Source organism: Streptomyces sp. NPDC059740 (genome assembly GCF_042733155.1).
Lineage (GTDB): Bacteria > Actinomycetota > Actinomycetes > Streptomycetales > Streptomycetaceae > Streptomyces.
In genome coordinates, this window is sequence record NZ_JBHWGP010000009.1 from 180,054 (window position 1) to 206,508 (window position 26,455).

21 protein-coding genes are annotated in these 26,455 nt (G+C 73.3%); 2 read left to right on the forward strand and 19 right to left on the reverse strand.

The annotated features are described in order from the left end of the window. Positions 1–13 precede the first annotated feature (13 nt). From ACFV3R_RS14280 to ACFV3R_RS14290, 3 genes are all read right to left on the reverse strand, one after another. Positions 14–955 (reverse strand): RluA family pseudouridine synthase, encoded by a 942-nt coding sequence (locus ACFV3R_RS14280; RefSeq protein WP_385580978.1) that lies wholly within the window; start codon positions 953–955, stop codon positions 14–16. A gap of 110 nt (positions 956–1,065) precedes the next feature. Next, positions 1,066–1,866, reverse strand: a complete 801-nt coding sequence (gene lspA / locus ACFV3R_RS14285) for a signal peptidase II (protein WP_385581134.1) — start codon at positions 1,864–1,866, stop codon at positions 1,066–1,068. A gap of 309 nt (positions 1,867–2,175) precedes the next feature. Beyond that, positions 2,176–2,646: a TraR/DksA family transcriptional regulator gene (locus ACFV3R_RS14290; RefSeq protein ID WP_385580980.1), complete on the reverse strand. Its 471-nt coding sequence runs from the start codon at positions 2,644–2,646 to the stop codon at positions 2,176–2,178. Between the two features lie 815 nt (positions 2,647–3,461). On the opposite strand from ACFV3R_RS14290, the gene ileS reads away from it, so the two are divergent. Continuing rightward, complete coding sequence (gene ileS / locus ACFV3R_RS14295) at positions 3,462–6,605, forward strand: isoleucine--tRNA ligase (RefSeq protein WP_385580983.1); 3,144 nt, start codon at positions 3,462–3,464, stop codon at positions 6,603–6,605. A gap of 282 nt (positions 6,606–6,887) precedes the next feature. On the opposite strand, the gene ACFV3R_RS14300 is transcribed toward ileS, so the two are convergent. From ACFV3R_RS14300 to rsmH, 16 genes are all read right to left on the reverse strand, one after another. Continuing rightward, positions 6,888–7,988, reverse strand: coding sequence for a DivIVA domain-containing protein (locus ACFV3R_RS14300; RefSeq protein WP_385580986.1), 1,101 nt, complete (start codon positions 7,986–7,988; stop codon positions 6,888–6,890). Positions 7,989–8,037: 49 nt separating this feature from the next. Continuing rightward, positions 8,038–8,331: a YggT family protein gene (locus ACFV3R_RS14305; protein ID WP_385580989.1), complete on the reverse strand. Its 294-nt coding sequence runs from the start codon at positions 8,329–8,331 to the stop codon at positions 8,038–8,040. An 86-nt stretch (positions 8,332–8,417) separates the two neighbouring features. Then, entirely contained in the window at positions 8,418–9,056 is a 639-nt protein-coding gene (locus ACFV3R_RS14310) for a cell division protein SepF (protein WP_385580992.1), read from the reverse strand. A 132-nt stretch (positions 9,057–9,188) separates the two neighbouring features. Next, entirely contained in the window at positions 9,189–9,926 is a 738-nt protein-coding gene (locus ACFV3R_RS14315) for a YggS family pyridoxal phosphate-dependent enzyme (RefSeq protein ID WP_385580995.1), read from the reverse strand. Beyond that, positions 9,923–10,723 carry a peptidoglycan editing factor PgeF gene (pgeF, locus tag ACFV3R_RS14320; protein ID WP_385580999.1) on the reverse strand — a complete coding sequence of 267 codons (801 nt, stop codon included), beginning with the start codon at positions 10,721–10,723 and terminating at the stop codon, positions 9,923–9,925. The genes ACFV3R_RS14315 and pgeF overlap by 4 nt, the downstream gene beginning before the upstream one ends. A gap of 14 nt (positions 10,724–10,737) precedes the next feature. After that, positions 10,738–11,955: a cell division protein FtsZ gene (gene ftsZ / locus ACFV3R_RS14325; protein WP_385581002.1), complete on the reverse strand. Its 1,218-nt coding sequence runs from the start codon at positions 11,953–11,955 to the stop codon at positions 10,738–10,740. Positions 11,956–12,289: 334 nt separating this feature from the next. Continuing rightward, positions 12,290–13,108, reverse strand: a complete 819-nt coding sequence (locus ACFV3R_RS14330) for a cell division protein FtsQ/DivIB (RefSeq protein WP_385581005.1) — start codon at positions 13,106–13,108, stop codon at positions 12,290–12,292. Positions 13,109–13,154: 46 nt separating this feature from the next. Beyond that, a complete protein-coding gene (gene murG, locus ACFV3R_RS14335; protein ID WP_385581008.1) occupies positions 13,155–14,243 on the reverse strand; it encodes an undecaprenyldiphospho-muramoylpentapeptide beta-N-acetylglucosaminyltransferase in 1,089 nt (362 codons plus the stop codon). A 6-nt stretch (positions 14,244–14,249) separates the two neighbouring features. Next, a complete protein-coding gene (gene ftsW, locus ACFV3R_RS14340; RefSeq protein WP_385581012.1) occupies positions 14,250–15,596 on the reverse strand; it encodes a putative lipid II flippase FtsW in 1,347 nt (448 codons plus the stop codon). Between the two features lie 55 nt (positions 15,597–15,651). Next, positions 15,652–17,139: a UDP-N-acetylmuramoyl-L-alanine--D-glutamate ligase gene (murD, locus tag ACFV3R_RS14345; protein WP_385581014.1), complete on the reverse strand. Its 1,488-nt coding sequence runs from the start codon at positions 17,137–17,139 to the stop codon at positions 15,652–15,654. Continuing rightward, complete coding sequence (gene mraY, locus ACFV3R_RS14350; RefSeq protein WP_385581017.1) at positions 17,139–18,203, reverse strand: phospho-N-acetylmuramoyl-pentapeptide-transferase; 1,065 nt, start codon at positions 18,201–18,203, stop codon at positions 17,139–17,141. The genes murD and mraY overlap by 1 nt, the downstream gene beginning before the upstream one ends. 5 nt (positions 18,204–18,208) lie before the next feature. Next, entirely contained in the window at positions 18,209–19,657 is a 1,449-nt protein-coding gene (murF, locus tag ACFV3R_RS14355) for a UDP-N-acetylmuramoyl-tripeptide--D-alanyl-D-alanine ligase (RefSeq protein ID WP_385581020.1), read from the reverse strand. A gap of 112 nt (positions 19,658–19,769) precedes the next feature. Continuing rightward, positions 19,770–21,563, reverse strand: coding sequence for a UDP-N-acetylmuramoyl-L-alanyl-D-glutamate--2,6-diaminopimelate ligase (locus tag ACFV3R_RS14360; RefSeq protein WP_385581023.1), 1,794 nt, complete (start codon positions 21,561–21,563; stop codon positions 19,770–19,772). A 31-nt stretch (positions 21,564–21,594) separates the two neighbouring features. After that, positions 21,595–23,571 (reverse strand): peptidoglycan D,D-transpeptidase FtsI family protein, encoded by a 1,977-nt coding sequence (locus ACFV3R_RS14365; RefSeq protein WP_385581027.1) that lies wholly within the window; start codon positions 23,569–23,571, stop codon positions 21,595–21,597. Between the two features lie 163 nt (positions 23,572–23,734). Then, a complete protein-coding gene (locus ACFV3R_RS14370; RefSeq protein ID WP_385581030.1) occupies positions 23,735–24,223 on the reverse strand; it encodes a septum formation initiator family protein in 489 nt (162 codons plus the stop codon). Further along, positions 24,220–25,215: a 16S rRNA (cytosine(1402)-N(4))-methyltransferase RsmH gene (gene rsmH, locus ACFV3R_RS14375; protein WP_385581033.1), complete on the reverse strand. Its 996-nt coding sequence runs from the start codon at positions 25,213–25,215 to the stop codon at positions 24,220–24,222. The genes ACFV3R_RS14370 and rsmH overlap by 4 nt, the downstream gene beginning before the upstream one ends. A gap of 579 nt (positions 25,216–25,794) precedes the next feature. Between rsmH and ACFV3R_RS14380 the strand changes: the two genes are divergently transcribed. Next, entirely contained in the window at positions 25,795–26,361 is a 567-nt protein-coding gene (locus tag ACFV3R_RS14380; protein WP_385581036.1) for a beta-class carbonic anhydrase, read from the forward strand. The last annotated feature ends 94 nt before the right edge of the window (positions 26,362–26,455 follow it).

Below are 26,455 nucleotides of genomic sequence, written 5' to 3' on the forward strand. Positions count from 1 at the left end.
GCGGTCCGGTCGGTCAGGCGCTCTCGGCGCGCACCCGGTCCAGGGCCCGCTGCAGGTCGTCGGGGTAGTCACTGGTGAACTCCACCCGGCGGCCGTCCGAGGGGTGCTCGAAGCCGAGCCGCACGGCGTGCAGCCACTGGCGGGTGACACCGAGGCGCTTGGCCAGCGTCGGGTCGGCGCCGTAGGTGAGGTCGCCCACGCAGGGGTGGCGGTGGGCCGACATGTGGACGCGGATCTGGTGGGTGCGCCCCGTCTCCAGTTTGATGTCGAGCAGGCTGGCCGCCCGGAACGCCTCGACGAGGTCGTAGTGGGTGACGGAGGGCTTGCCGTCGGCGGTCACGGCCCACTTGTAGTCGTGCTGCGGGTGCCGGCCGATCGGTGCGTCGATGGTGCCGCTCAGCGGGTCCGGGTGGCCCTGGACCAGCGCGTGGTACTTCTTGTCGACCGTCCGCTCCCGGAACTGCGTCTTCAGCAGGGTGTAGGCGCGCTCGGACTTGGCGACGACCATGAGGCCGGAGGTGCCCACGTCCAGGCGGTGGACGATGCCCTGGCGCTCGGCGGCGCCGGAGGTCGAGATGCGGTACCCGGCCGCGGCCAGCCCGCCTATGACCGTGGGGCCGTTCCAGCCGGGGCTGGGGTGCGCCGCCACGCCGACGGGCTTGACGATGACCACGACGTCCTCGTCGTCGTGGACGATCTCCATGCCCTCGACCGGCTCGGCGACGACCTCGACCGGGGCGGCCGCCGCCGGCAGCTCCACCTCCAGCCAGGCGCCCGCGGTGACCCGCTCGGACTTCATCACCTCGGCGCCGTCGATCCGCACCTTGCCGGCGCTCGCGAGTTCGGCGGCCTTCGTACGGGAGAAGCCGAACATGCGGGCCAGGGCTGCGTCGACGCGCTCGCCCTCCAGGCCGTTGGGCACGGGCAGGCTGCGGGTCTCGGGAATGGTGCTCACACCACGAGTATGTCAGCCACCGGGAGCACGCCGTCCCGCCCGCCTGTGACGGACGGAACACCCCGCTTCCCGGCCGGTCCCGGCCGGGGAGACGACGCCCCGCGGGGCCTTCAGTCGCGGTGCCGGGTGCCGTCCGGGTTCAGGCCGCGGAAGGAGAGCAGCACGACGAGGATGCCCCCGCACACGATGGCGGTGTCGGCGAGGTTGAAGACGGCGTAGTGGGCGGGGGCGATGAAGTCGACGACCTCGCCGCGGAAGACTCCGGGTTTGCGGAAGATCCGGTCGGTGAGGTTGCCGAGGGCGCCGCCGAGCAGCAGGCCGAGCGCGATCGCCCACGGCAGGCTCCGCAGCCTGCGGGCCATCCGGGCGATCACCACGATCACCACCACGGCGATCAGAGTGAGGAAGACGGTCAGCGCCTGCCCCATGCTGAAGGCGGCGCCGGCGTTGCGGATGACGTACAGGCGCAGCAGCTTGCCGACCACCTCGACGCCGGGCCCGTTCTCCAGCTTGGCGACCACCAGCATCTTGCTGCCGAGGTCGAGGAGGTAGGCCACGGCGGCGACCACCAGCAGCAGGCCGACGCGCCGGGGGCCGGTGGCGGGCGCCGGCTGCGCCGCCTTTGCGGACTCCTCGGCCGGCCGGTCCTCGGGGGTGAGGGGGGCGGCGGCGGACGGCTCGGCGGGCTTGGCGGGCTCAGTGGTCCCGGCGGGCTCAGTCGGCCGTGACTCCGCGGTCCCGGTCGCCGTCGCCGTCTCCGGGGCCTTGGCCGCCTTCGCGGGCTCGGACGGTGGTGCTGCGGTTTCCGTCGCCGTCGCCGCCTCCGGGGCCTTGGCCGCCTTCGCGGGCTCGGACGGTGGTGCGGTGCTCGCTCCGGTCGGCTCCGGTGGCGCCTCGCCGGCAGGCGACACCTTTCCGCCGCCCGGGCGCCGCCCCTCGCCGGTGTCCGGCACGTTCATGCGCTCCGCCTCTGCCACGTCGTGTCCTCAAGCCCGTTAGGAGATCAGCGCGGCGGGCTGTGCCCGCCAGGCACGAGGGTACGGCACGGCGCCCGCGCAGCCCGAGGTCACCGCCGCGGTGCCGACCACCGGGCGGCGGGGGCCGCGGCGCCTGCCGCCCGGCCCCGGCGGGGAGCCGCGGGGGCGGCGGGCACACCGGCCGGCCGCCCCCGGGACGCCGCAACCGGAAGGCAGCTCACCCGCCCGGGCGGCAGGGGCCGGTCAGCGCCGCTCCTGCCGCTGCTTGCAGTCCACGCACTGGGTGGCGCGGGGGAAGGCCTGCATCCGGGCCTTGCCGATCGCGTTGCCGCAGCTCTCGCAGCGGCCGTAGGTCCCGGCGTCGATGCGGGCCAGGGCCCGCTCGGACTGTTCCAGCCGTTCGCGGGCGCCGGAGGCCAGGGCCATCTCGTGCTCCCGGCTGATGTTGGCGGTGCCGGTGTCCGCCTCGTCACCGGTGCCCTCGCCGTCCCGCAGCAGTCCGGCCAGCACCTCCTCGGAGGCGGCGATCTCACCGCGCAGCCGCTCGGACTCCTCGGTGAGGGCGGTGCGCGCCTCCTCGATCTCCTGTGCCGACCAGGGGTCCTCCCCCGGGCGGACGGGCAGGTCCTCGGGGGCGGCCGGTGCCGCCGTGGTGGACCTCTCGTCCAGCTCGGCTGTCGCCGCCGGCGCGTCCTGGGACGTCTTCTTAGCCATCGTCCTTCTGGCTCCCGTCTTCCTCGCGGGCACCGTCGACTTCGCCGGTGCGGTCTGGTGGGCCGGGCTCCTGCCGGCCGTCGTGGTGGGTGCGGTGCTCCCTTGCGGGCGGTACCCGCGCGCGGCGCGGCACGGGGCGCCCCGGCTCCGCCGTCGCCTTCGGCAGTACCCGCGGCGACGGGCTCCGCAACCGTTTCCGGGGCCCTCTTCTTCCCGGGCCGGGGTGCGGCACTCCTCACAGTGGCCGGTCCGGCCCGCAACGCCGGCTCCGTGGCGCGGCGGCCCGCCCCGGCAGGCCCCGTTCGCCGCGCCTCCCTCCTCGGTCCCGGCCTCCGCGTTCGCGGAGGCAAATCGTGAGCGGAACGATAAAACGCCCATAGGCCGACAGCAACGGGACGCACCGTCACCGGACGGTCACCTGGTGGAGTGACGGCCCCGGCGGCGGCGGGTCGGCCGGGCCCGCGGCGGGGTCCGCGGTAATGCGGTCGGCAGTGCGTCGCGGGCGCCTTACACTGAGGGCGGCGAGAGGCGTGGATGGGACGAGTAGCGTCGCAGGCGGCCCAGAGCGACCCGGGGACGGTGGGAGCCCGGGGGCGAGCACGACGTGAAGATCACCCCGGAGCCGCCGGAAGAAAGCCCGCGGGCCGCGACAGCGGCCGGCTCGGCGAGTAGACCCGGCGTTCGCCGCCCCAATGAGGGGGCCCGGTGCGGGAGCCGCGCCGGGTCAAGGAGGGTGGTACCGCGGGAGCCGGTGAACCGGCGCTCGTCCCTCCGGTCGGAGAACGTCAGACGATGTCCGCCGGAGGCACACCCCGATGAGTCCCACCCCGCAGTACCGCCAGGTGCCCGCGCAGGTCGACCTGCCCGCGCTGGAGCACGCGGTGCTCGACTTCTGGCGCGAGCAGAAGGTGTTCGCGCGCTCCCTCGAACAGTCCGAGGGCCGGCCCGAGTGGACCTTCTACGAGGGCCCGCCCACCGCCAACGGCATGCCGGGCGCCCACCACATCGAGGCCCGCGTCTTCAAGGACGTCTTCCCGCGCTTCCGCACCATGCGCGGCTACCACGTGCCGCGGAAGGCCGGCTGGGACTGCCACGGCCTGCCGGTGGAGCTGGCCGTGGAGAAGGAGCTGGGCTTCAACGGCAAGAAGGACATCGAGGCGTACGGCATCGCCGAGTTCAACGCCCGGTGCCGCGATTCGGTGACCCGGCACACCGACGCCTTCTCCGAGCTGACGACCCGCATGGGCTACTGGGTCGACCTGGACGACGCGTACCGCACCATGGACCCCGACTACGTCCAGTCGGTGTGGTGGTCACTCCAGCAGATCTTCAACAAGGGCCTGCTGGTCCAGGACCACCGCGTCGCCCCCTGGTGCCCCCGCTGCGGCACCGGCCTGTCCGACCACGAGCTGGCGCAGGGTTACGAGACGGTCGTCGACCCCTCGGTGTACGTCCGGATGCCGCTGACCTCGGGCCCGCTGGCCGGACAGGCGTCCCTGCTGGTGTGGACGACGACGCCGTGGACGCTGGTCTCCAACACCGCGGTGGCCGCCCACCCCGAGGTCCGCTACGTGGTGGCCACCGACGGCGCCGAGAAGCTGGTCGTCGCCGAGCCGCTGCTGGAGAAGGCGCTGGGCGAGGGGTGGAGCGCGACCGGCGAGACCTACACCGGGGCCGAGATGGAGCGCTGGGCCTACCGGCGCCCCTTCGACCTCGTGGAGCTGGAGGGCGCCAACTTCGTCCTCAACGCCGAGTACGTCACCACCGAGGACGGCACCGGCCTGGTCCACCAGTCCCCCGCCTTCGGTGAGGACGACCTGGAGACCTGCCGCCGCTACGATCTGCCGGTGGTCAACCCGGTCCGCCCCGACGGCACGTTCGAGGAAGGGCTCGGCCTGGTCGGCGGGCAGTTCTTCAAGAAGGCGGACGAGGCGCTCGTCGCCGACCTCGACGCCCGCGGCCTGCTCTTCCGCCACCTGGCCTACGAGCACAGCTACCCGCACTGCTGGCGCTGCCACACCGCGCTGCTGTACTACGCGCAGCCCTCCTGGTACATCCGCACCACCGCCGTCAAGGACGCGCTGCTGCGGGAGAACGAGCACACCAACTGGTTCCCCGAGGCCGTCAAGCACGGCCGGTTCGGCGACTGGCTGAAGAACAACATCGACTGGGCGCTCTCCCGCAACCGCTACTGGGGCACCCCGCTGCCGATCTGGCGCTGCGAGGAGGGCCACCTGACCTGCGTGGGCTCGCTCGCCGAGCTCTCCGAGCTCAGCGGCACCGACCAGTCGGGGCTGGACCCGCACCGCCCCTTCATCGACGAGGTCACCCTCCCCTGCCCGACCTGCTCGGCCACCGCGACGCGGGTGCCGGAGGTCATCGACGCCTGGTACGACTCCGGCTCGATGCCGTTCGCGCAGTGGGGCTACCCGTACAAGAACAAGGAGCTCTTCGAGAAGCGCTACCCGGCGCAGTTCATCTCCGAGGCCATCGACCAGACCCGCGGCTGGTTCTACACGCTGATGGCGGTCGGCACCCTGGTCTTCGACAAGTCCTCCTACGAGAACGTGGTCTGCCTGGGCCACATCCTCGCCGAGGACGGCCGCAAGATGTCCAAGCACCTGGGCAACCTCCTGGAGCCCATCGCACTGATGGACGAGCACGGCGCCGACGCGGTGCGCTGGTTCATGGCAGCCGGCGGCTCCCCCTGGGCCGCGCGGCGGGTGGGCCACGGCACCATCCAGGAGGTGGTGCGCAAGACCCTGCTCACCTACTGGAACACCGTCGCCTTCCAGGCCCTGTACGCCCGCACGGCCGGCTGGGCACCGAGCCCGGCCGACCCGGCGCCGGCGGACCGCCCGGTGCTGGACCGCTGGCTGCTGGGCGAACTGAACACGCTGGTGGCACAGGTGACCCAGGCGCTGGAGTCCTACGACACGCAGCGCACCGGACGGCTGCTCTCCGCCTTCGTCGACGACCTCTCCAACTGGTACGTGCGCCGCTCCCGCCGCCGCTTCTGGCAGGGCGACAAGGCGGCCCTGCGCACCCTGCACGACGTGGTGGAGACCGTCACCCGCCTCATGGCGCCGCTGACGCCCTTCGTCACCGAGCGGGTCTGGCAGGACGTGGTCGTGCCGGTCACGCCGGACGCGCCGGACTCGGTGCACCTGGCGTCCTGGCCGGAGGCCGACGACGCGTTGGTGGACCCGGTGCTCTCCACGCAGATGGTGCTGGTGCGCCGCCTGGTGGAACTGGGCCGCGCCACCCGCGCCGAGTCGGGTGTCAAGACCCGCCAGCCGCTCTCCCGCGCGCTGATCGCGGCCACCGGCTTCGAGGGCCTCGACGCGGACCTGCGCACCCAGATCACCGAGGAGCTGAACGTCACCGCGCTCGCCTCACTCTCCGAGGTGGGGGGCTCGCTGGTCGACACCACGGCCAAGGCCAACTTCCGTGCGCTGGGCAAGCGGTTCGGCAAGCGGGTCCAGGAGGTCGCCAAGGCCGTCGCCGCCGCCGACGCCGCGGCGCTCTCCGTCGCGCTGCGCTCGGGCATGGCCCAGGTCGAGGTGGACGGCGAACTCGTCGACCTGGCCCCGGACGAGGTCATCATCACCGAGACCCCGCGCGAGGGCTGGTCGGTGGCGTCCGACTCCGGTGCCACCGTGGCGCTCGACCTGGAGATCACCCCGGAGCTGCGCCGGGCGGGCCTGGCCCGCGACGCCATCCGGCTGATCCAGGAGGCGCGGAAGAACAGCGGCCTGGACGTCGCCGACCGGATCGCGCTGCGCTGGGAGTCGGCCGACGAGGAGGTGGCGCGCGCGCTCACCGACCACGCAGGCCTGGTCTCCGACGAGGTCCTCGCCACCGACTTCGCCCGGGGTGGGGCCGAGGCCTCCTACGGCGAGCCGTTCACCGACGAGGCGCTCGGGCTGACCTTCCGGCTCCGCCGCGTCGAGGCGTAACGGGTCCCGGCAGGCAGACGCAGGAGGGACGCATCCCGCCGGGGTGCGTCCCTCCTGCATGTCCGCCTCACTCCGCCGGAGCCGGCGCCCCCTGCACCGGGCAGGCCGGCGTGGCGGGCGGCCCCGAGGCGGGACCGGTGGCCGCCGCAGCCGCGACAGCCCCAAGGGCGCACCGCCCGGGGCACCCCGCACACACGGAGACCGGGCCCCGGGAGATCACTCTCCCGGGGCCCGGTCTCCGATTGCCGAACTGTCAGCGACGCGTCATCGCGCCGGAGGACGTCAGTTGTCGTCCTCGTCGATGAGGAAGCCGCGCATCGGCGAGGGCGCGCCCTGCATCGACTGGCCCTGCGGGCGCACCGGAGCCATCGGCTGCGTCATGGCGGGCGACATCTGCTGCTGGCTGCCGTAGGTGCCGTTGCCCGAGGACGGGCCGCCCATGGACTGCTGGCTCCCCATGGACTGGCCGCCCATGGTGTGGCCGCCGTTCATGGAACCGGCACCGGCCGAGGCCATCGACGCCGGCAGCGACGCGGCGGCCGGGGTGCGCGGCGGAGCCAGCGAGTCGTCCGACTGGTTCTCCAGCTGGCGCAACTGGCTCTCCAGGTACGACTTCAGGCGGGTGCGGTACTCGCGCTCGAAGCCCCGCAGGTCCTCGACCTTGCGCTCCAGCGTGGCGCGCGCGGACTCCAGCGAGCCCATCGCCACGCGGTGCTTCTCCTGCGCGTCCCGCTCCAGGGCGTCGGCCTTGGCGCGGGCGTCCCGCTCCAGGCCCTCGGCGCGGCTGCGCGCCTCACCGACGATCTTGTTGGCCTCGGAACGGGCCTCCGCGATCGCCTGGTCCGCGGTCTGCTGTGCGAGGGACAGCACACGCGCGGCGCTGTCGCCGCCGGGGCCCTGACCCGGCTGCGGCAGCTGGGGTCCGCCGGGACCGCCCATCGGGCCGCCCATCGGACCACCGTGCCCCATGGGACCGTGCGGGCCGCCCTGCTGGGGGCCGCCGTGTCCACCGGGGCCTGCGGGCAGCTGCGGTGCACCGCCGGGAAGCTGGGGAGGGCCACCCATCCCCTGCTGCTGCGGCGGGACCGGCTGCGGGCCCGATATGGCGGCGGGCACCGGAGCCCCACCGCGCTGCTGCTGCTGTTGGTGCTGCTGCTCCTGCTGCTCCTGCTGCTGCTTGCGCATGTTCTGCTGCTGGGACTGGGCGGCGGCGCGCGTGGCGGCAGCCAGCTTCGCCCTCAGGTCCTCGTTCTCGCGCAGCAGCTTCGTCAGCTCCGCTTCCACCTCGTCGAGGAAGGCATCGACCTCGTCCTCGTCATAGCCTTCTCGGAGGCGGACGGTCGTGAACTGCTTGTTCCGCACGTCCTCGGGGGTCAACGGCATCTCTACTTCACCTCAACGTAGTCGTCGGCAATCGGCAAGACCGTATCGTTCACACCAACAACACCGTCCTCACGACAGTGATCAGGATGTAGACGATGATCATCAATACGAAGAAGGACAGGTCGAGCGCCACGCCCCCGAGACGCAGCGGCGGGATGAATCGCCGCAGAAGCTTGAGTGGCGGATCAGTGACAGTGTAGGTGGCCTCCAGGACGACCACCATCGCCTTGCCGGGTTGCCATGAACGGGCGAACTGGAACACGTAGTCCATCACCAGGCGGAAGATCAGTACGAACAGGAAGCAGTACAGCGCGATGTAGATCACTTGGCCAGCGATACTCATCTCGCGCGTCCCTCTCCCCTTCACCCGTCGTCTGCCGACGGCCGTCGTGCGTGCCCTTCACGCCACAGTCTGCCCGGTGTTGCGTCTCAGCTCTGGTTGAAGAACCCACCCTCAGCGATACGGGCCTTGTCCTCCGCCGTGACATCGACGTTAGCAGGCGACAACAGGAACACTTTCTGCGTCACCCGCTCAATACTTCCGTGGAGACCGAAGACCAAACCCGCCGCAAAGTCGACAAGTCGCTTCGCGTCGGTGTCGTCCATCTCGGTCAGATTCATGATCACCGGGGTGCCCTCGCGGAAGTGTTCCCCGATGGTACGGGCCTCGTTGTAGGTCCGGGGGTGCAGCGTGGTGATGCGGTAGGGCTCCCGCTCGGACACGACCTTGGGCATGATCACCGGCGCGTTCTTCTCCAGACTCGGACGTTCGGGTGTGATGGACGCCACGGGGGCGATTCGGGCAGAGCGCCCGTTTTCGGAAGCCTGCGGAGGGGCCTCCCGTTGGGCCGGCGGCAGCACCGACTCCCGCGGGCGCACAGGTTCCTCGTGCTCCGGGTGCGCCTCCGTGGGCGCCTGGGTCGCCATCCGCCGACCTCGGTCGTGAGCGGCGGGCTCCGGGTCGAGCTCCGGTTCGAACTCGTCGTCGGGGTCGAACCCCCGGCCGTCGTACCCGTCGTCCTCCACGAGGCCGAGGTAGACCGCCATCTTGCGCATCGCGCCGGCCATTCTCCGCATCCTCCGCTCTGTGGTGGATCAGGCCCGTCAACCGGTCACCGGGGGCCGTGGATCCACGTTCGGCCTGCCACCTTCGGGTGGTAATGACCATATTTTCTACTGTGGTCCGACTGCTTGGCGACGTTACCGGAGCCGTGGACGGACTCCGAGTACCGAGGTGCCGACGCGTACATGTGTCGCTCCGGCGGCCACGGCCTGTTCGAGGTCCCCGCTCATCCCGGCGGACACCATGTTCGCAGCCGGATGCTCCAGGCGCAGGCGGGATGACATTTCCACCAGCGCCTCGAACGCCTCCTGTTGACGCCCGGCATACTGTCCGCTGAGCGGCGCGACCGTCATGAGACCACGCAGTCGCAAACTCGCCGCGGCCTCGACGGCCTCGGCGAGGGCCGCCACACCGGCGGGCGCCACCCCGCCGCGCTCACCGGTCTGCTCCACCCCGGCCCGTTCGTCGGTCCCGGCGTCGAGGGCCACCTGGATCAGGCAGTCCACCTCGCGGCCCCGCCGCTCGGCCTCCTTCGACAACGCGCTCACCAACCGCACGCGGTCGACGGACTGCACGACGTCGGCGTACCCGAGGACGGAGCGGACCTTGTTGGTCTGCAACTGGCCGACGAAGTGCCAGGTCAGGTCGGCGTCCGCGCAGTCCGCGGCCTTCGCTGCGGCCTCCTGGTCGCGGTTCTCGGCGACGTGCCGCACCCCCAGCTCGGCGAGGAGCCGGACGTCCTGGGCCGGGTGGGTCTTGGTGACGACGACGAGCGTCACCTCCTCGCGTGCCCGGCCCGCCCGGTCGCACGCCTGCGCGATGCGCTCCTCCACCCGTGCCAGGTTGCTCGCCAGTTCGCTGCGGCGATCGGTCACGGGTGGTCCCTCCGGTCGGAGTCGGGGTGGTCGGTGCGGGGGGCGGCACCCGGTGCCGCCGCGGGGTCGAGCCGGACGTAGCTCGCCAGGCGGCCCGTGGTGCGGTCCCGCCGGTAGGAGAAGTGGTCCGCCGACTCCAGGGTGCAGACGGCGGAGTGGGTGATGTCCCGCACACCGTGGTGGGCGAGTTGCGCCGCCACCCCGGCCACCACGTCGACGGCCGGAGTCCCCCAGCGGGTGGTCGCCCGGGCCTCGGGGACGACGGCCGCGACCTCGTCCCGCATGGCGGCCGGCACCTCGTAGCAGCCACCGCACACCGCGGGGCCGGTCCTGGCGAGGATGCGGGAGGGCTGCGCGCCCGCCGCCACCATCGCCTCGACCACGGCGTGCACCACGCCGGCGACCAGGCCGGGCCGGCCGGCGTGGGCCGCGCCGGCCACCCCCGCGACGGGGTCGGCCAGCAGGACGGGGGTGCAGTCGGCGGTCAGGACGGCGAGGGCCAGCCCCCGACGCGTGGTCACCACCGCGTCGCCGGGGGGCACCTGGTCGGGGTCCGCGGGCCAAGGGCGGTCCACCAGGGCCACTTCGCGGCCGTGGACCTGGTTCATCCAGACCACGTCCGCGGGGTCCAGGCCCTGGGCCCGGGCTGCCCGTTCGCGGTTGGTCCGTACCGCGGCGGGGTCGTCACCGACCGCGCCACCCAGGTTGAGCTGGTCATACGGAGCGGCGCTCACCCCGCCCCACCTGTCGGTGAAGGCGAAGTGGGCGCCGCCCACGTCCTGCTGCTGCTCTATCACGTCGGAAGGTTCGGCTACTTCAGGAAGTCCGGTACGTCCAGCTCCTCGGCAGAGGGGTCGGAGTAGGGACGGGCCTGGGGGACGTGAGGGGCGGCCGGCGGCGGAACCTCCGCGACTCCGCTCTCGGTTGCGACCGGCTCCTCCTCGCGGGTGGGCACGGTGCCCAGGGTTCCGGAGGACGGCCGGGTCTCCTGCTGCGGCCACCGCGAGGAGGCGGTGGACTGCGCGCTCTCCTCACGCTTGGCGGAGCCGGCGCCGAGCACGGTGTCGCGGCGGGCCGGGGGCTGGCCGCCGTCGAAGCCGGCGGCGATGACGGTGACCCGCACCTCGTCGCCCAGGGCGTCGTCGATGACCGCGCCGAAGATGATGTTCGCCTCGGGGTGGGCCGCCTCGGAGACGAGTTGAGCGGCCTCGTTGATCTCGAAGAGCCCCAGGTCGGAGCCGCCCGAGATGGAGAGCAGCACGCCACGGGCGCCGTCGATGGACGCCTCGAGCAGCGGCGAGGAGATGGCCATCTCGGCGGCGGCCACCGCACGGTCGTCACCCCGGGCCGAGCCGATGCCCATCAGCGCCGAACCGGCCTCGGACATGACCGACTTCACGTCGGCGAAGTCCAGGTTGATCAGGCCGGGCGTGGTGATGAGGTCGGTGATGCCCTGGACACCGGAGAGCAGCACCTGGTCGGCGGACTTGAAGGCGTCCAGCACGCTGACCTGGCGGTCCGAGATGGACAGCAGGCGGTCGTTGGGGATGACGATGAGGGTGTCGACCTCCTCACGGAGGCTGGCGATCCCGTCCTCGGCCTGGTTGGCGCGGCGGCGGCCCTCGAAGGTGAACGGCCGGGTGACCACTCCGATCGTCAGGGCACCCAGCGAGCGCGCGATGTTGGCGACCACGGGTGCGCCGCCGGTGCCGGTGCCGCCCCCCTCGCCCGCCGTGACGAAGACCATGTCGGCGCCCTTGAGCACCTCTTCGATCTCCTCGCGGTGGTCCTCTGCCGCCTTGCGGCCGACGTCCGGGTTGGCGCCGGCACCAAGTCCGCGGGTCATCTCCCGGCCGACGTCCAGCTTGACGTCGGCGTCGCTCATGAGCAACGCCTGCGCATCGGTGTTGATCGCGATGAACTCGACGCCCTTGAGCCCGACCTCGATCATCCGGTTGATGGCGTTCACGCCACCGCCGCCGATGCCGACGACCTTGATGACTGCGAGGTAGTTCTGCGGTGCTGCCACGTCGAAGGCCTCTCGCCTCGAGTTACGTGTCGCCGCCCCACATTCCGTGCGGACGCCGACTGATGCCGATGGGTTGGCTCGCCATGTCCTCGCGCCGACCCGAACTCTGAACCTCTACTTGAGGGTCAGACGTGTTCTCGTTTGTGCTCCACGAGTCCGACGGACTCCATGGCTTCCACGGTTTCCGATGGCCCTCAGGGTGCTTTGGAACGAGACACTAAGTCGACAAGCGGCGCGCGTTCAACGAACACGCCGAACCTCCCGTTTTTCTTTTCACCCTATGTGATCACCCATAAGGGTAGTCATCCAGGGTGCTGGCCGGTCGGCGAGATCGTCAACTCCCCGCCGCGGCCGGAGCCGACGGCGCCTCGACGTCGTACCGCCGGGCGTGGGGCGCCGCCTTCATCAGCGCGGCCAGCACCCGGGCCTTGGCGGCGCCCTCCTCGCTGCTCCCCCACACCACGCTCCGATCCCCCGTCAGCTCCAGGGTGACGTCGTCGAAGGAGCCGACGCGGACCTGAAGGACCTGGGTGCGCAGCCGCGACGGCAGGGCGGACACCACCTCCGCCGCCTCCCGGTAGGGCCGCGAGCGGTACGCCCGGCCGGCACCGCTCGGCACCCGGCCGGCCAGGTGCAGCAGCGGGACGCCGCGGGCCGGGGCGGCGACCGTGGCGAACAACACGCCGTCGGCGTCCAGCTCGCCGTACTTCCCGCCGCGCCGCAGTGACAGCAGCGGGGTGCGTTCGGCCACCCGCACCGAGAGGGTGTGGGGCCAGGACCTGACCACCCTGACGGTGCGCACCCGGGGCAGGGCGGCGCGCACCCGGCGGGCGACCGCGGCGGTGTCCACCGAGGCCAGCGGGCCGCCCAGGGGGACGTCCGCGGCCCGCGCCACCTGTGTCGCCGTCAGCACCCGTGTCCCGCCCACCCGGACCCGTTCCGTCCGCAGCCAGGAGGAGCCGTACAGGGCCCAGGAGACGAAGGCCGCGGCGAGCACGGCGATCGCGAGGGAGGCGAGGGTTGCGCGGCGGCGGGCGAAGCGGCGGCGGTCGGGAGCCGGGGGGCGCCGGCCGGGACCGGCGCCCTGCCGGGGGCGGCCGGAGCCGTGCCGGGTTCCGTCTCCGCCCCGCGACGCGGTCGTCGGTTGGGCCACCTTGCGTCCTTCCCGTCTCCCTCGGCCGCCGTGCGGCCCCGTCGCGCTACCCGCGCTGGGCGATCGCCTCGTAGACCATGCCGACCAGCAGGTCGTCGGCGTCCCGGCGGCCGAACTCGGCGGCGGCGCGGGACATCTCCAGCAGCCGGTGCGGGTCGGCGAGGACCGGCAGCACCTGGGACTGCACCCACTCGGGCGTGAGCTGCGCGTCGTCCACCAGCAGCCCGCCGCCGGCGTTGACCACCGGCTGGGCGTTGAGCCGCTGCTCGCCGTTGCCGATGGGCAGCGGGACGTAGGCGGCCGGGAGCCCGACGGCGGAGAGTTCGGCGACGGTCATGGCGCCGGCCCGGCAGAGCATCATGTCCGCCGCGGCGTAGGCCAGGTCCATCCGGTCCACGTACGGTACCGGCACGTAGGGGGGCATGCCGGGCATGTTGTCGACCTGGGGCATGTCGTTCTTCGGGCCGACGGCGTGCAGCACCTGGATGCCGGAGCGCTGCAGCGTGGGGACGGCGGCCTGGATGACCTCGTTCAGGCGCCGGGCGCCCTGGGACCCGCCGGAGACCAGCAGGGTGGGCAGCCGCGGGTCGAGGCCGAAGGCGGCGCGCGCCTCGGGCCGGACGGCGGTGCGGTCCAGGGTGGCGATGGAGCGGCGCAGCGGGATGCCGACGTAGCGGGCGCCGCGCAGCTTGCTGTCGGGTGTGCTCACGGCGACGTAGGCGGCGTACCGGGAGCCGATCTTGTTGGCCAGACCGGGGCGGGCGTTGGCCTCGTGGACGATGATCGGCACGCCGAGGCGCTTGGCGGCCAGGTAGCCGGGGAGCGCCACGTAGCCGCCGAAGCCGACGAGGGCGTCGGCCTTGGTGCGCTCCAGGATCTGCTCGGCCGCCTTGATGGTACCGCGCAGCCGTCCGGGGACGGTGATCAGCTCAGGGGTGGGTTTGCGGGGCAGTGGCACGGCCGGGATGAGGCCGAGTTCGTAGCCGCGCTCGGGGACCAGGCGCGTCTCCAGGCCCCGTTCCGTGCCCAGTGCCGTGATCCCCACGGTCGGGTCCTGCCTGCGCAGGGCGTCCGCGAGGGCGAGCGCGGGCTCGATGTGGCCGGCGGTCCCCCCACCGGCGAGTACGACGTGCACCGAAATTCACCGCTCTCCGGACGGTCGTACCTTGACGAGCCGTCTCATCGTCTTCCTTCTCACCGCGGCCAGTCTCCTGGCGAAGACCGGCTGCCGGGTGACCAGCGCCGCCCGTGCCGCGGGCTCGTCGCGCGCGAAGGCGATGAGGAGACCGACGGCGAACATGGTGGGCAGCAGGGCGGAGCCTCCGTAGGAGAACAGCGGGAGGGGGACACCGGCGATCGGCAGCAGGCCGAGCACCGCACCGATGTTGATCACCGCCTGAGCGGTGATCCAGGTGGTCACACCTCCCGCGGCGTACCTCACGAAGGGGTCCTCCGTGCGTCCGGCCACGCGGATACCCGCATAGCCTAGAGCCGCGAAGAGGGCGAGCACGGACAGCGTCCCCGCAAGTCCCAGTTCCTCCCCGGTGATGGCGAAGATGAAGTCGGTATGCGGTTCGGGTAGTTCGCCCCATTTCTCCACGCTGGCACCGAGGCCGGAGCCGAAGATGCCGCCGGAGGCCAGGGCGTAGATGCCGTGGACCGCCTGCCAGCAGGAGTCGCCCGGGCCGGGGTCGGTGGCGCCGATGCAGGCGAGCCGGGAGAGGCGGTTGGCGCTGGTGGCGATGAGCAGGGCGCCGAGCGCCGCCGCCCCCGCCAGGACGCCGGCGAAGAGGCGGGTGGGCGCCCCGGCCAGCCACAGCAGCCCGAAGAGGATCGCGGTGAGGATGATGGCGGTGCCCATGTCGCCGCCGAGCATGATGAGGGCGAGCAGGGCGAAGGCGACCGGGGTGAGCGGCACCAGCAGCCGCTTCCACTGGGTGAGCTGGCCGCGCTGCTGGCGGCGGGCCAGCAGGTCCGCGCCCCACAGCACCAGCGCCAGCTTCCCGAACTCGCTGGGCTGCATCTGGAAGGCGCCGAAGCCCAGCCAGTTCTGGTTGCCGTTGACGGCCACGCCGATGCCGGGCACCTGCACCAGGGCCATCAGCAGGGCCGAGCCGAGCAGCAGCGGCACGGCGAGGCGGCGGTGGGTGCGCACCCGCAGGCGGGCCCCGGTCAGCAGCAGGACGCCGCCGATGAGCGCGGCGAGCAGCTGCTTGCGGAAGAAGTACGTCGGCCCGAGCCCGGACTGCAGGGCCTTGATCTGCGAGGCGGAGTAGACCATCACCAGGCCGAGGGTGATGAGCAGTGCGCTGCCGCCGAGGATGAGGTAGTAGGCGGTCAGCGGCCGGTCCCAGGCACGGCGTGCCTGGTCGAGGGGGTTGCGGCGGCCACGGCGGACCGCATTGGGGGTGCCGGCGGACCGGGCCGGGCGCGGCTGCGGGCGGCGGGTGGCCGCGGCCTTGGCAGGAGTGGGCGGTCGGGCCGTCATCTGCTCCCCTCCACGGGTCTGCCGCCGCGGGCGGCGGTGCGGCGGGGAGGCGACCCTACCGCCGGCCCGCGGCCACCAGGTCCCCCACCGCCTCGGCGAAGGCCTCGCCGCGCTTGGTGTAGTTCAGGTACATGTCCATGGAGGCGCAGGCCGGGGCGAGCAGGACCGTGTCGCCCGGCCGGGCCAGTCGTGCGGCCTCGGCGACGGCCTCCGGCATCGCCCCAGTGTCGGTCCGCTCCAGCTCCACGACGGGGACCTGCGGGGCGTGTCGCGCCAGCGCCTCCCGGATCAGGGCGCGGTCGGCGCCGACGAGGACCACGCCCCGGAGCCGGTGGGCGGTCTCGGCGACCAGTTCGTCGAAGGTGGCGCCCTTGGCGAGGCCGCCGGCGATCCACACCACGCTCTCGTACGCGGCGAGGGAGGCCTGCGCGGCGTGTGTGTTGGTGGCCTTGGAGTCGTTGATCCACCGCACGCCGCCGGTCTCGGCGACCAGCTGGATGCGGTGCGCCTCGGGGTGGAAGGCGAGCAGGCCCTCGCGCACCGCGGTGGGCGGCACGCCGTAGGCCCGGGCGAGGGCCGCGGCGGCCAGCGCGTTGGCGATCGTGTGGGGAGCGGCGGGCCCGGAGCCGGGGGCGATGTCGGTGGTCTCGGCCAGTTCCTGCGCCTGGCGCTGCCGGTCGGCGACGAAGGCGCGGTCCACCAGCAGTCCGTCGACGACGCCGAGCTGGGAGGGGGCCGGCGCGCCGAGGGTGAAGCCGACGGCGCGGCACCCCTCTGCCACGTCGGCGGCGCGGACCAGCTTCTCGGTGGCGGCGTCGGCCGGGTCGACCGCGTTGTAGACGCAGGCGACCTGGTTGCCCTCGTAGATGCGGCCCTTGTCGGCGGCGTAGGCGTCCATGGAGCCGTGCCAGTCCAGGTGGTCCGGTGCCAGGTTGAGTACGGCCCCGGAGTGGACGCGCAGCGAGGGGGCCCAGTGCAGCTGGTAGCTGGAGAGTTCCACGGCCAGTACGTCGTGGGCCGGGCCGCCGTCCTCCGCCCGCTCCAGGACCGACTCGACCAGGGAGACCCCGATGTTGCCGACGGCGGCGGTGCGCAGTCCGGCGGCCGTCAGGATCGCGGCGAGCATGCGGACGGTGGTGGTCTTGCCGTTGGTGCCGGTGACGGCCAGCCAGGGCGGGGCGTCGGGGGCGCGGAGCCGCCAGGCGAGCTCCACGTCGCCCCAGACCGGGACGCCGGCCGCTTCCGCGGCGCGGAAGAGCGGGCTGGTGGGTTTCCAGCCGGGGGTGGTGACGACCAGGTCGGTGCCCTCCGGCAGCGTGTCGCCCTCGCCCAGGCGCACGGTGACGCCGAGCGCCTCCAGTTCGCCGGCCTGGGCGCGGTCGCGGTCGCCGTCGCCCGCGTTGACGACGGTGACGCGGGCGCCGAGGGCGGCCAGGGCGCGGGCGGCGGGTACGCCGCTGACGCCGAGGCCGGCGACGGTCACGTGGCGTCCGGCGAGTCCGAGCCCGGGGACGTCCGGAGGGAGGGGACCTGGTCGCGTCATCACTTCGCCGCCTGCCAGCCGCCGTAGAAGATGCCGAGTCCGACGATCACGCACATGCCCTGGATGATCCAGAATCTGACCACGACCAGGACTTCGCTCCAGCCTTTCAGCTCGAAGTGGTGCTGGAGCGGTGCCATGCGGAAGACGCGCTTGCCGGTCATCCGGAAGGAACCGACCTGGATCACCACGGACATGGTGATGAGCACGAACAGGCCGCCGAGGACGGCGATGAGCAGCTCGGTGCGGGAGCAGATCGCCAGGCCCGCGAGGGCGCCGCCCAGCGCGAGGGACCCGGTGTCGCCCATGAAGATCTTCGCGGGCGAGGTGTTCCACCACAGGAAGCCGAAGCAGGCGCCCATGAGGGCGGAGGCGACGACGGCGAGGTCGAGTGGGTCGCGTACCTCGTAGCAGGCCGGTCCGGCGGAGAGCTGGTTGGCGCAGGACTCCTGCCACTGCCAGATGCCGATGAAGGTGTAGGCGCCGAAGACCATCACCGAGGCGCCGGTGGCCAGGCCGTCCAGACCGTCCGTCAGGTTCACGCCGTTGGACATGGCCAGGATCATGAACAGTGCCCAGACCACGAAGAGCACCGGGCCGATGGACCAGCCGAAGTCCTGGGTGAAGGAGAGCCGGTCCGAGGCCGGGGTCTGTCCCCGCAGGTCGGCGAACTGGAGCGAGAGCACGGCGAAGGCGATGCCGACGATGAGCTGGCCGGCCATCTTGGCCTTGGCCCGCAGGCCCAGCGAGCGCTGCTTGACGATCTTGATGTAGTCGTCGAGGAAGCCCACCAGGCCCATGCCGGTCATCAGGAACAGCACCAGCACGCCGGAGAGGGTCGGGACCGCTCCGGTGATCACCTTCGTCAGGGCGTACGCGATGAGCGTGGCCAGGATGAAGGCGATGCCGCCCATGGTGGGCGTACCGCGCTTGCTGTGGTGGTCGCGGGGACCGTCGTCGCGGATGAACTGGCCGTAGCCCTTGCGGGCCAGCAGCTTGATCAGCAAAGGCGTGCCGATCAGGGTCAGGAAGAGCCCGATCGTCCCCGAGAAGAGGATCTGTTTCATCGAGTTCATCGGTCGGCGGCCCCGCCCTTTGCTCCGTCGCCTTCCAGCAGGCCTGCGGCCACCTTCTCCAGCCCCACCGACCTGGACGCCTTCACCAGCACGACGTCTCCCGGCCGCAACTGCGCTCGCAGCAGGTCCACCGCCGCCTGCGCGTCGGACACGTGCACCGACTCCTCACCCCACGAACCCTCGTTCTTGGCACCCATGTCGAGCCAGGCGGCTTCCGTGCCGCCGACCGCCACGAGTTTGCTGACGTTGAGCCGGACGACCAGCCGTCCGACCGCGTCGTGTTCGGCCAGTGACTCCTCACCGAGTTCGGCCATCGGGCCGAGCACCGCCCACGTGCGGCCCCCCGTTGCCTTGGAGGCCTCACCCATCGCCACCAGCGCGCGCAGCGCGGCCCGCATGGACTCCGGATTCGCGTTGTAGGCGTCGTTGACGATCGTCACGCCGTCCGCGCGCTCGGTGACCTCCATCCGCCACCGTGAGAGGGAGTCGGCTTCGGAGAGCGCCTGGGCGATCTCGTCGGCGGACAGGCCGGACTCATGGGCGACGGCGGCAGCGGCGAGCGCGTTCGACACGTGGTGCTCACCGTACAGGCGCATGGTCACGTCACCGCACCCGGAGGGTGTGTGAAGCGTGAAGGCAGGGCAACCCCTGCCCGTGAGACGGACGTTTTCCGCCCTGACGTCCGCGGTGCCGGATTCCCCGAAGTAGACGACGCGGGCGCGGGTGCGGGAGGCCATGGCCCGCACGTAGGGGTCGTCGGCGTTGAGGATCGCCACGCCGCCGTCCTCGGCCGCGGGCAGCGCCTCGACCAGTTCGCCCTTGGCCTGGGCGATCTGCTCCCGGCCGCCGAACTCCCCGATGTGCGCGCTGCCCACGTTCAGCACCAGGCCGACCCGCGGCGGGGTGAGCCCGGTGAGGTAGCGGATGTGGCCGATGCCACGGGCGCCCATCTCCAGGACGAGGTGACGGGTGGTCTCGTCGGCGGTCAGGGCCGTCAGGGGCAGCCCGATCTCGTTGTTGAGCGAGCCGGGCGTCCACACCGTGGGTGCGTCGCGCTGGAGCAGTTGCGCGATGAGGTCCTTGGTGGAGGTCTTGCCGGCCGACCCGGTGAGGGCGACGACGGACGCGCCGAGCCGCCCCACCACGGCGCGGGCCAGGGCGCCGAGCGCGGCGAGCATGTCCTCCACGACGAGGGCGGGGACGGGGGTGCCGTCGACGGTGACCGGACGGGTGGCGAGCACGGCGACGGCGCCGGCCTTGACCGCGCCGGCGGCGAAGTCGTGCCCGTCGACGCGTTCGCCGGCGAACGCGGCGAACAGGCCGCCGGGCACCACCCTCCGGGAGTCGATGACGACGGGTCCGGTGACTGCGGCCGCCAGGTCCGGTATGCCGTGGGGCCGGCCGTCGACGATGTCCGCGATCTCGGCCAGGGTCAGGGAGATCACTGGGTGCCTCCGGTGCGGTGCGTGCGGCGTCGCTGGGGGCGGGCGTCGCGAGGGGGACGGGGGCCCCGGCCGCGGGCGGGCCGGGGTGGGCGTGGTGCGCGCATCGGGCAGGTCATCCCTGGGGGTCGGGCGGTGTCGGTTCGCGGTGTCCGGCGCCGGCATGGGGGACGGCCGCGGGGCCTGCGCCGGTGCGTGCCGCGATGGCCTCGCGCAGCACCACCCGGTCGTCGAAGGGGCGGATCACCCCGGCGACGTCCTGGCCCTGCTCGTGCCCCTTGCCGGCGACGACGACGGTGTCGCCCGGTTCGGCCCGGGCCACGGCCGCCGCGATGGCGTCGGCCCGGTCCTCCTCCACCAGGACGGTGCCGCGTTCGTGGCTGGGGACCTCCGCGGCGCCCGCCAGCATGGTGGCGAGGATGGCGAGGGGGTCCTCGGAGCGGGGGTTGTCGGAGGTGAGCACGGCGGTGTCCGCCAGCCGTGCCAGAGCCGCGCCCATCGGGCCGCGCTTGTGCGGGTCGCGGTCGCCGCCGCAGCCGAGGACGGCGTGCAGGCGGCCGTCGGTGACCTTGCGCAGCGCCCGCAGCACGGACTCCACGGCGTCGGTCTTGTGCGCGTAGTCGACGACGGCGAGGTAGGGCTGGCCCGCGTCGACGCGCTCCAGCCGGCCGGGGACGCCGGGTACCGCCGCGACACCGTCGGCGGCGGTCTGCGGGTCGACGCCGGCGACGATGAGGGCGGTGACCGCGGCCAGCGCGTTGGCGACGTTGAAGGGCCCGGAGAGCGGGGAGGCCGCCTTCACCCGCTGCCCGTCGGGACCCAGAATGGTGAAGGTGGAGCCGAGCACGCCGATCTCGACGTCCTCGGCCCGCCAGTCGGCGTCGGGGTGGCCCTCGGCCGAGAAGGTGGTGACCGGGACCTCGCTGGCGCCGCCGGCCAGGCGGCGGCCGTACTCGTCGTCGAGGTTGACCACGCCGACGCGGCTGCGGGCCCGGGTGAAGAGCTGCGCCTTGGCCTGGAAGTAGTCCTCCATGTCGGGGTGGAAGTCCAGGTGCTCGGGGCTGAGGTTGAGGAAGACGCCCACGTCGAAGACGCAGCCGTCGACCCGGCCGAGCACCAGCGCGTGGCTGGAGACCTCCATGGCGAGCGAGGTGACGCCGCGCTCGCGCATGACGGCGAACAGCGCCTGGAGGTCGGTGGCCTCCGGGGTGGTGCGCTCGGACTTCAGGCGCTCGTCACCGATGCGGGACTCCACGGTGCCGATGAGGCCCGTCAGTCCGCCGCCGGCGGCACGGGAGGCGGCCCGCAGGCCGCCCTCGACGAGGTAGGCCGTGGTGGTCTTGCCGGAGGTGCCGGTGATGCCGATCTGCAGCAGGTCCGCGCCCGGTTCGCCGTAGATGGCGGCGGCCAGTTCGCCCATCCGGGCACGGGGCCGTTCGACGGTGAGGACGGGCAGCCCGGTCGCCGCGGCCCGGTCGTGGCCGGTCGGGTCGGTCAGGATCGCCGCGGCGCCGAGGTCGGCGGCCTGGGCGGCGAAGTCCGCGCCGTGGACACGGGCTCCCGGGAGGGCTGCGTAGACGTCGCCGGGGCGCACCGCGCGCGAGTCGTGCGTGATGCCGGTGACCGCGATGTCGGAGACGCCGGGCCGGGTGGCCGGGCCGCCCGCGGGGACGGGGGTGCCCAGCAGCTCCGCCAGCTCCGCGAGGGGCGTGGGCCGGACCTTCTCGGGGCGGGGCGGTCCCGGGTGGGAGGTGCCGCCCGGTGGCGCGTGGTGGGACTTCTCAGCATGTGACACGGCGGTGAGCGTACCGGGCCCCACCGGCTCGGGGCGAAGTGAGGCCCGGTCGCCGCGGGGGTGGTGGGGGGTGTTCTCGGGGCCCGCGGGGCCAGGAGTGGTCATGGTGGTCATGGTGGTACTCCTTTGTCGGTTTCGCCCCTTATCATCCGTTGTGATCCGGCTGGAAGGTGACCGGCAGCTTCGGCGCCGCGGCCCCGGTCGGCGGGACCTGGAGGGTCTTGAGCGCGAAGGACATCACCTTCTGGAAGACCGGCCCGCAGACCTGCCCGCCGAAGTGGCTGCCCACCGTGGGGTTCTGCACCGCGCAGTAGACGGTCAGCCGCGGCTTGTCCGCCGGGGCGAAGCCCGCGAAGGACGCGGTGTAGCCGCTGTAGCGCCCGGTGCGCGGGTCCACCCGGTTGGAGGTACCGGTCTTGCCTCCCACCCGGTAGCCGTCGATCTTCGCCGCGGCACCGGTGCCCTCCTCGTCGTCGACCACCGACTCCAGCATGGTGGCCAACTCCGCCGCCGTCTTCCTGCTGACGACCCGACGGGTGTCGGGCCGCGGCGCCGGGGTGAACCGCCCGTCCGCCGTCCGGGTGCCGCGCACCAGGGTGGGCGCCACCCGCACGCCGCCGTTGGCGATGGTCGAGTACACCGACGCGGTCTGCATCGCGCTGAGCGAGAGGCCCTGGCCGAACGGGATGGTGTACTGCTGCGAGGTGCTCCAGTCCTGCGGCTTCGCGAGCAGCCCGGCGGTCTCGCCGGGGAAGCCCAGCCCGGTGGGCCGCCCCACGCCGAAGGCGTGCAGGTAGGACCAGAGTGTCCGGTTGGCCTGTGCCCGGGTACGGCCGAGGTGCTCGGCCGCCTCGATGGTGCCGATGTTGGAGGACTTGGCCAGCACCCCGTTGAGCGTGAGGTGCCAGGTCTCGTGGTCGACGTCGTCGTGGAAGGGGCGGTCGCCGCGGTAGAGCCGGTTGGGCACCGTGACGTGGGTGCCGGGCGTGGCGGCCTTCTCGTCCAGGACCGCCGCCATCGTCATCAGCTTGGCGGTGGAACCCGGCTCGTAGGCGTCCGAGACCGCCGCGTTGCCGAGCGCGTCGGCGGAGGCCTTGGACAGGTCGCCGGGGTCAAAGCCCGGCGCGTTGGCCATGGCGAGCACCTGACCGGTGGCGGTGTCCTGGACGACGACGTAGCCGCGGTCGGCCTGCGAGGCCTCGACCTGCTCGGTGATGGCCTGCTGCGCCTCCCACTGGATGTCGCGGTCCAGGGTGAGCTCGACATCGCTGCCCGGCACCGCCGGCTGCTCGCGGGAGTCCGCGGTGGGCACCCGGCGGCCGGCGGACTGGGCGTAGACCAGCTTGCCGTCCTTCCCGGCGAGCCGGTGGTCCAGCAGCGCCTCCACCCCGCCGGAGCCGTGGCCGGCCGCGTTGACGAAGCCGATCACCCCCGCGGCCAGGTCCCCGCCCGGGTAGACGCGCCTGCTGTGCTCGTCGGCGAAGATGCCCGTCAGCACGTTGGGGTGCGGGGTGTCGGGGGAGGTGCGCTGCGCCGCGGCCGCCTTGTCGGCCAGCGAGGTCCGCAGGTCCTTGATCTTCTTCCAGACCTGGGGGGAGCGTTGCCGGGCCAGCAGGACGTAGCGGGAGTCGGCGCGGGACAGCTTGGCGCGCAGCTCGTCCCGGTCCACGTCCAGCAGCGGGGCGAGGAGGGCGGCGGCGCGGCGCGGCGCGTCGGGGATCTTCGTCTTGTCGGGCGCCAGCAGGCTGGGGTCGGCGGTGATGTCGTAGGCGTCCACCGTGGTGGCGAGGTCCACGCCGGAGCGGTCGGTGATCGCGCCGCGCTCCGCCGCAAGGGTGACGGGCACGTACCGGTTGACGTTCGCCTTGGCCGCGTAGGCCCCGGCGTCCAGCGCCTGCACCTGCACCAGCCGCACGACGAAGACCAGCATGACCAGTGTCAGGCCGACCGCGACCAGGCGCAGCCGCGGCCGGGGGCTGCCCAGCCGGAAGGCCGGGGCCGCAGCCGCGGGCCGGCCCGCCGGGCGGGGCACCTGCCGGGGGCGGGCCCCGGCCGGCGGGCGGGGCCGCGAGGGGGGCCGCGGGACCCTGCGGTCGGAGCCTTGCGAACGTGCGTCGGTCACGAGACGCCCTCCGGCGGACTGGGGACGGGGACGGGAACGGCTGGGAGCGCGCGGCCCGCGGGGAGCGGGGCCCACCGGGCGGCAAGGACCGGCTGGGCGTCGACGCGGAGGGGCGCCGCTGCGGACACGGGCGCGGCGGGCGGGCTCACTCCTGCGTCACCCCTCATCCCCCGCCGGGCCCCGCGGCGGACGGGGTGGCGGTGGGCGCCGGCTCGGCGGGCCCGGCGGGGGCCGCCGGCTGCGGGTCCGGCGCGGGGACGCCGAGGGCCCCCATCGGCGAGGCGGCGGGCGTGGCGCTCTGCGGACGGCCGTGCACGGCGCCGTCGGGATCGAGGAAGACCGGGCTGCCGCCGGGGACCATGCCCAGGCGACGGGCGCGCCGCTCCAGCGCGTCGGGCGCCGAGTAGGAGTCCACGTCCTGCTGGAGCGCCTGCTGCTCGTCGGTGAGGTCGGTGGTCTCCTTCTGCAGCCTGCTCAGCTCGAACGAACCCTGGTTCAGGGCCGAGTTGAGCAGCAGCAGCACGATGAGGCCGGAGCCCAGGAGCACCACCACGAGGAGGACGAAGGGGGCCCGGGCGGCCGTGGTGGTACCGGACGGCAGCAGCGCGGCCAGGCGCCGGGCGCCGCCGCGGACCCGCCCGGTCCGGCTCACGCGAGGTCCTCCCGGATGCGTTCGGCACCGCGCAGCCGTGCCGGGGCGGCCCGCCGGTTCTCGGCGATCTCCTCCTCGGTGGGCAGTTCGGCGCCGCGGGTGAGCAGCCGCAGCCGCGGCTGGTACTGCTCGGGGACGACCGGCAGGCCCGGCGGGGCGGTGTTGGCGGCGCCCGCCGCGAACACCTGCTTGACCAGCCGGTCCTCCAGCGAGTGGTAGGAGAGGACGGCGACCCGCCCTCCGACGGCGAGCGCCCCCACGGCTGCCGGCACCGCGCGCTCCAGGACCGACAGTTCGCCGTTGACCTCGATGCGCAGCGCCTGGAAGGTGCGCTTTGCCGGGTTGCCGCCGGTGCGCTTGGCGGCCTGCGGCAGCGCGTCGCGGATCAGCTCCACCAGCCTGCCACTGGTGGTGAACGGCTCCTTCTCGCGCTCCCGGACGATCGCGGAGACGATGCGCCGGGCCTGCTTCTCCTCGCCGTAGGACCGCAGGATGCGCACCAGGTCGCCGGGCGGGTAGGTGTTGAGCACCTCGGCGGCGCTGCGCCCGGTGCTCTGGTCCATCCGCATGTCCAGCGGGGCGTTCTGGGAGTAGGCGAAGCCGCGGTCGGCCTCGTCCAGCTGCATGGAGGAGACGCCGAGGTCGAACAGGATGCCCTGGACGCGGGGGATGCCCAGGCGGTCCAGTACCTCGGGGAGTTCGTCGTAGACGGCGTGGACGAGGGTGGCGCGGTCCCCGAACGGCGCCAGCCGCTCCCCGGCGAGCCGCAGCGCCTCCCGGTCGCGGTCCAGGCCGATCAGGCGGGCGGCGGGGAAGGCCGCCAGCAGTGCCTCGCTGTGTCCGCCGAGGCCGAGGGTGCAGTCGACCACCACGGGGGCGTCGCCGGTGCCGGGTTCGCCCGGGGAGGCGGCTCCCGGGCCGAGGGCGGGCGCGAGCATGTCCAGGCAGCGCCGCAGCATGACGGGGACGTGGCGGGTACGGGCGTCGGTCATCGCGGCCCCCCGCCGGTCGTCTCCGCCGGCCCCGCCGGTCGCGGTGCTGACGGGGTGGTTCGCTCGCTACGCTCGCTCATGCGCCTTCCGAAATGCCGTGAGAGTGCCGGTGTGCGCCGCGGCCGGACGGTCGCGGGGCGCGGACGGCGACCGGAGCCGCACGTACCGTCTGGTCCCCGCCCGCTCTGAAGGGGAGTGGCCGCTTTCCGGCAGCGGGGAAGGGCCGCCGGCGACCGTGAGCGGGAGGAGGCCGGACCGTACGTGCGGGACCGGCACCGCGGGCCCCTGGGCCGGCCGCCGAGGTCAAGACTGCCGCGGGCCGCCCCGGGGGAGCGCCGGTGGCCTCCCACTCCGCGTCACTCTAGTCGACGCCCCTTTTCGGTCAATCAACCGCACCGCGCGCGTCCCGGGCCGGGGCGGCCGGGCCCCGGGACACCTCTCCGACACGCCTGCCCACGGGTCGGTGCCAGCCGATCGGGTGACGGTCACTGTGATGCAAGTCACCAGTCCTCGGGGAACCCCGCGCCGGGACGCGGAACACCTGCTGCCACCCCGCCGACCTGGCGATACCGTATCGGCATGCCCATATCTGCGTCACACTCGCCGACCCCCGACGCCTCGTCCTCCGATGAGGGCGCCCGCACCGACGGCGGCGTCACGGACCGCCTGGTGGCGGCCAACAGGCTGTACGCCGACTCCTTCACCGACCCGGGGCTGAGCGCTCGTCCGGCGCAGCGGCTCGCCGTCGTCACGTGCATGGACGCGCGCCTGGACCTGTATCCCGCCTTCGGCCTCGCCCTGGGCGACTGCCACACCCTGCGCAACGCGGGCGGGGTGGTCACCGACGACGTCATCCGTTCCCTGACCATCAGCCAGCGTGCGCTGGGCACCCGCTCGGTGGCGGTGGTCCAGCACACCAGCTGCGGAATGCTCTCGCTCACCGAGGACTTCCGCCACGAGCTGGCGGAGGCCGCCGGGCAGCGTCCGACCTGGGCCGTGGAGGCGTTCCGGGACCTGGACGAGGAGGTGCGGCAGTCGGTGCAGCGGGTGCGCACCTCGCCCTTCCTGCTGCACACCGACGACGTGCGCGGCTTCGTCTTCGACGTCGGGACGGGGCTGCTGCGGGAGATCGACACCACCCGCTGATCCGGTGGCGTGGCGGGGGCCCACGCGGCCCCGGCTCGTCCGGGTGCGGGGGCGGGGGGGGCCCGGGTGGGGGGGGGGGGTGGCCGGCAGCCGG

Bases quoted from the DNA above. Each gene is read 5' to 3' on its own strand.
- ACFV3R_RS14290 (WP_385580980.1), bottom strand. From the start codon at position 2,646: ATGGCTAAGAAGACGTCCCAGGACGCGCCGGCGGCGACAGCCGAGCTG.
- ileS (WP_385580983.1), top strand. From the start codon at position 3,462: ATGAGTCCCACCCCGCAGTACCGCCAGGTGCCCGCGCAGGTCGACCTG.
- ACFV3R_RS14300 (WP_385580986.1), bottom strand. From the start codon at position 7,988: ATGCCGTTGACCCCCGAGGACGTGCGGAACAAGCAGTTCACGACCGTC.
- ACFV3R_RS14305 (WP_385580989.1), bottom strand. From the start codon at position 8,331: ATGAGTATCGCTGGCCAAGTGATCTACATCGCGCTGTACTGCTTCCTG.
- ACFV3R_RS14310 (WP_385580992.1), bottom strand. From the start codon at position 9,056: ATGGCCGGCGCGATGCGCAAGATGGCGGTCTACCTCGGCCTCGTGGAG.
- ftsW (WP_385581012.1), bottom strand. From the start codon at position 15,596: ATGACGGCCCGACCGCCCACTCCTGCCAAGGCCGCGGCCACCCGCCGC.
- murD (WP_385581014.1), bottom strand. From the start codon at position 17,139: ATGACGCGACCAGGTCCCCTCCCTCCGGACGTCCCCGGGCTCGGACTC.
- mraY (WP_385581017.1), bottom strand. From the start codon at position 18,203: ATGAAACAGATCCTCTTCTCGGGGACGATCGGGCTCTTCCTGACCCTG.
- ACFV3R_RS14360 (WP_385581023.1), bottom strand. From the start codon at position 21,563: ATGACCACCATGACCACTCCTGGCCCCGCGGGCCCCGAGAACACCCCC.
- rsmH (WP_385581033.1), bottom strand. From the start codon at position 25,215: ATGACCGACGCCCGTACCCGCCACGTCCCCGTCATGCTGCGGCGCTGC.
- ACFV3R_RS14380 (WP_385581036.1), top strand. From the start codon at position 25,795: ATGCCCATATCTGCGTCACACTCGCCGACCCCCGACGCCTCGTCCTCC.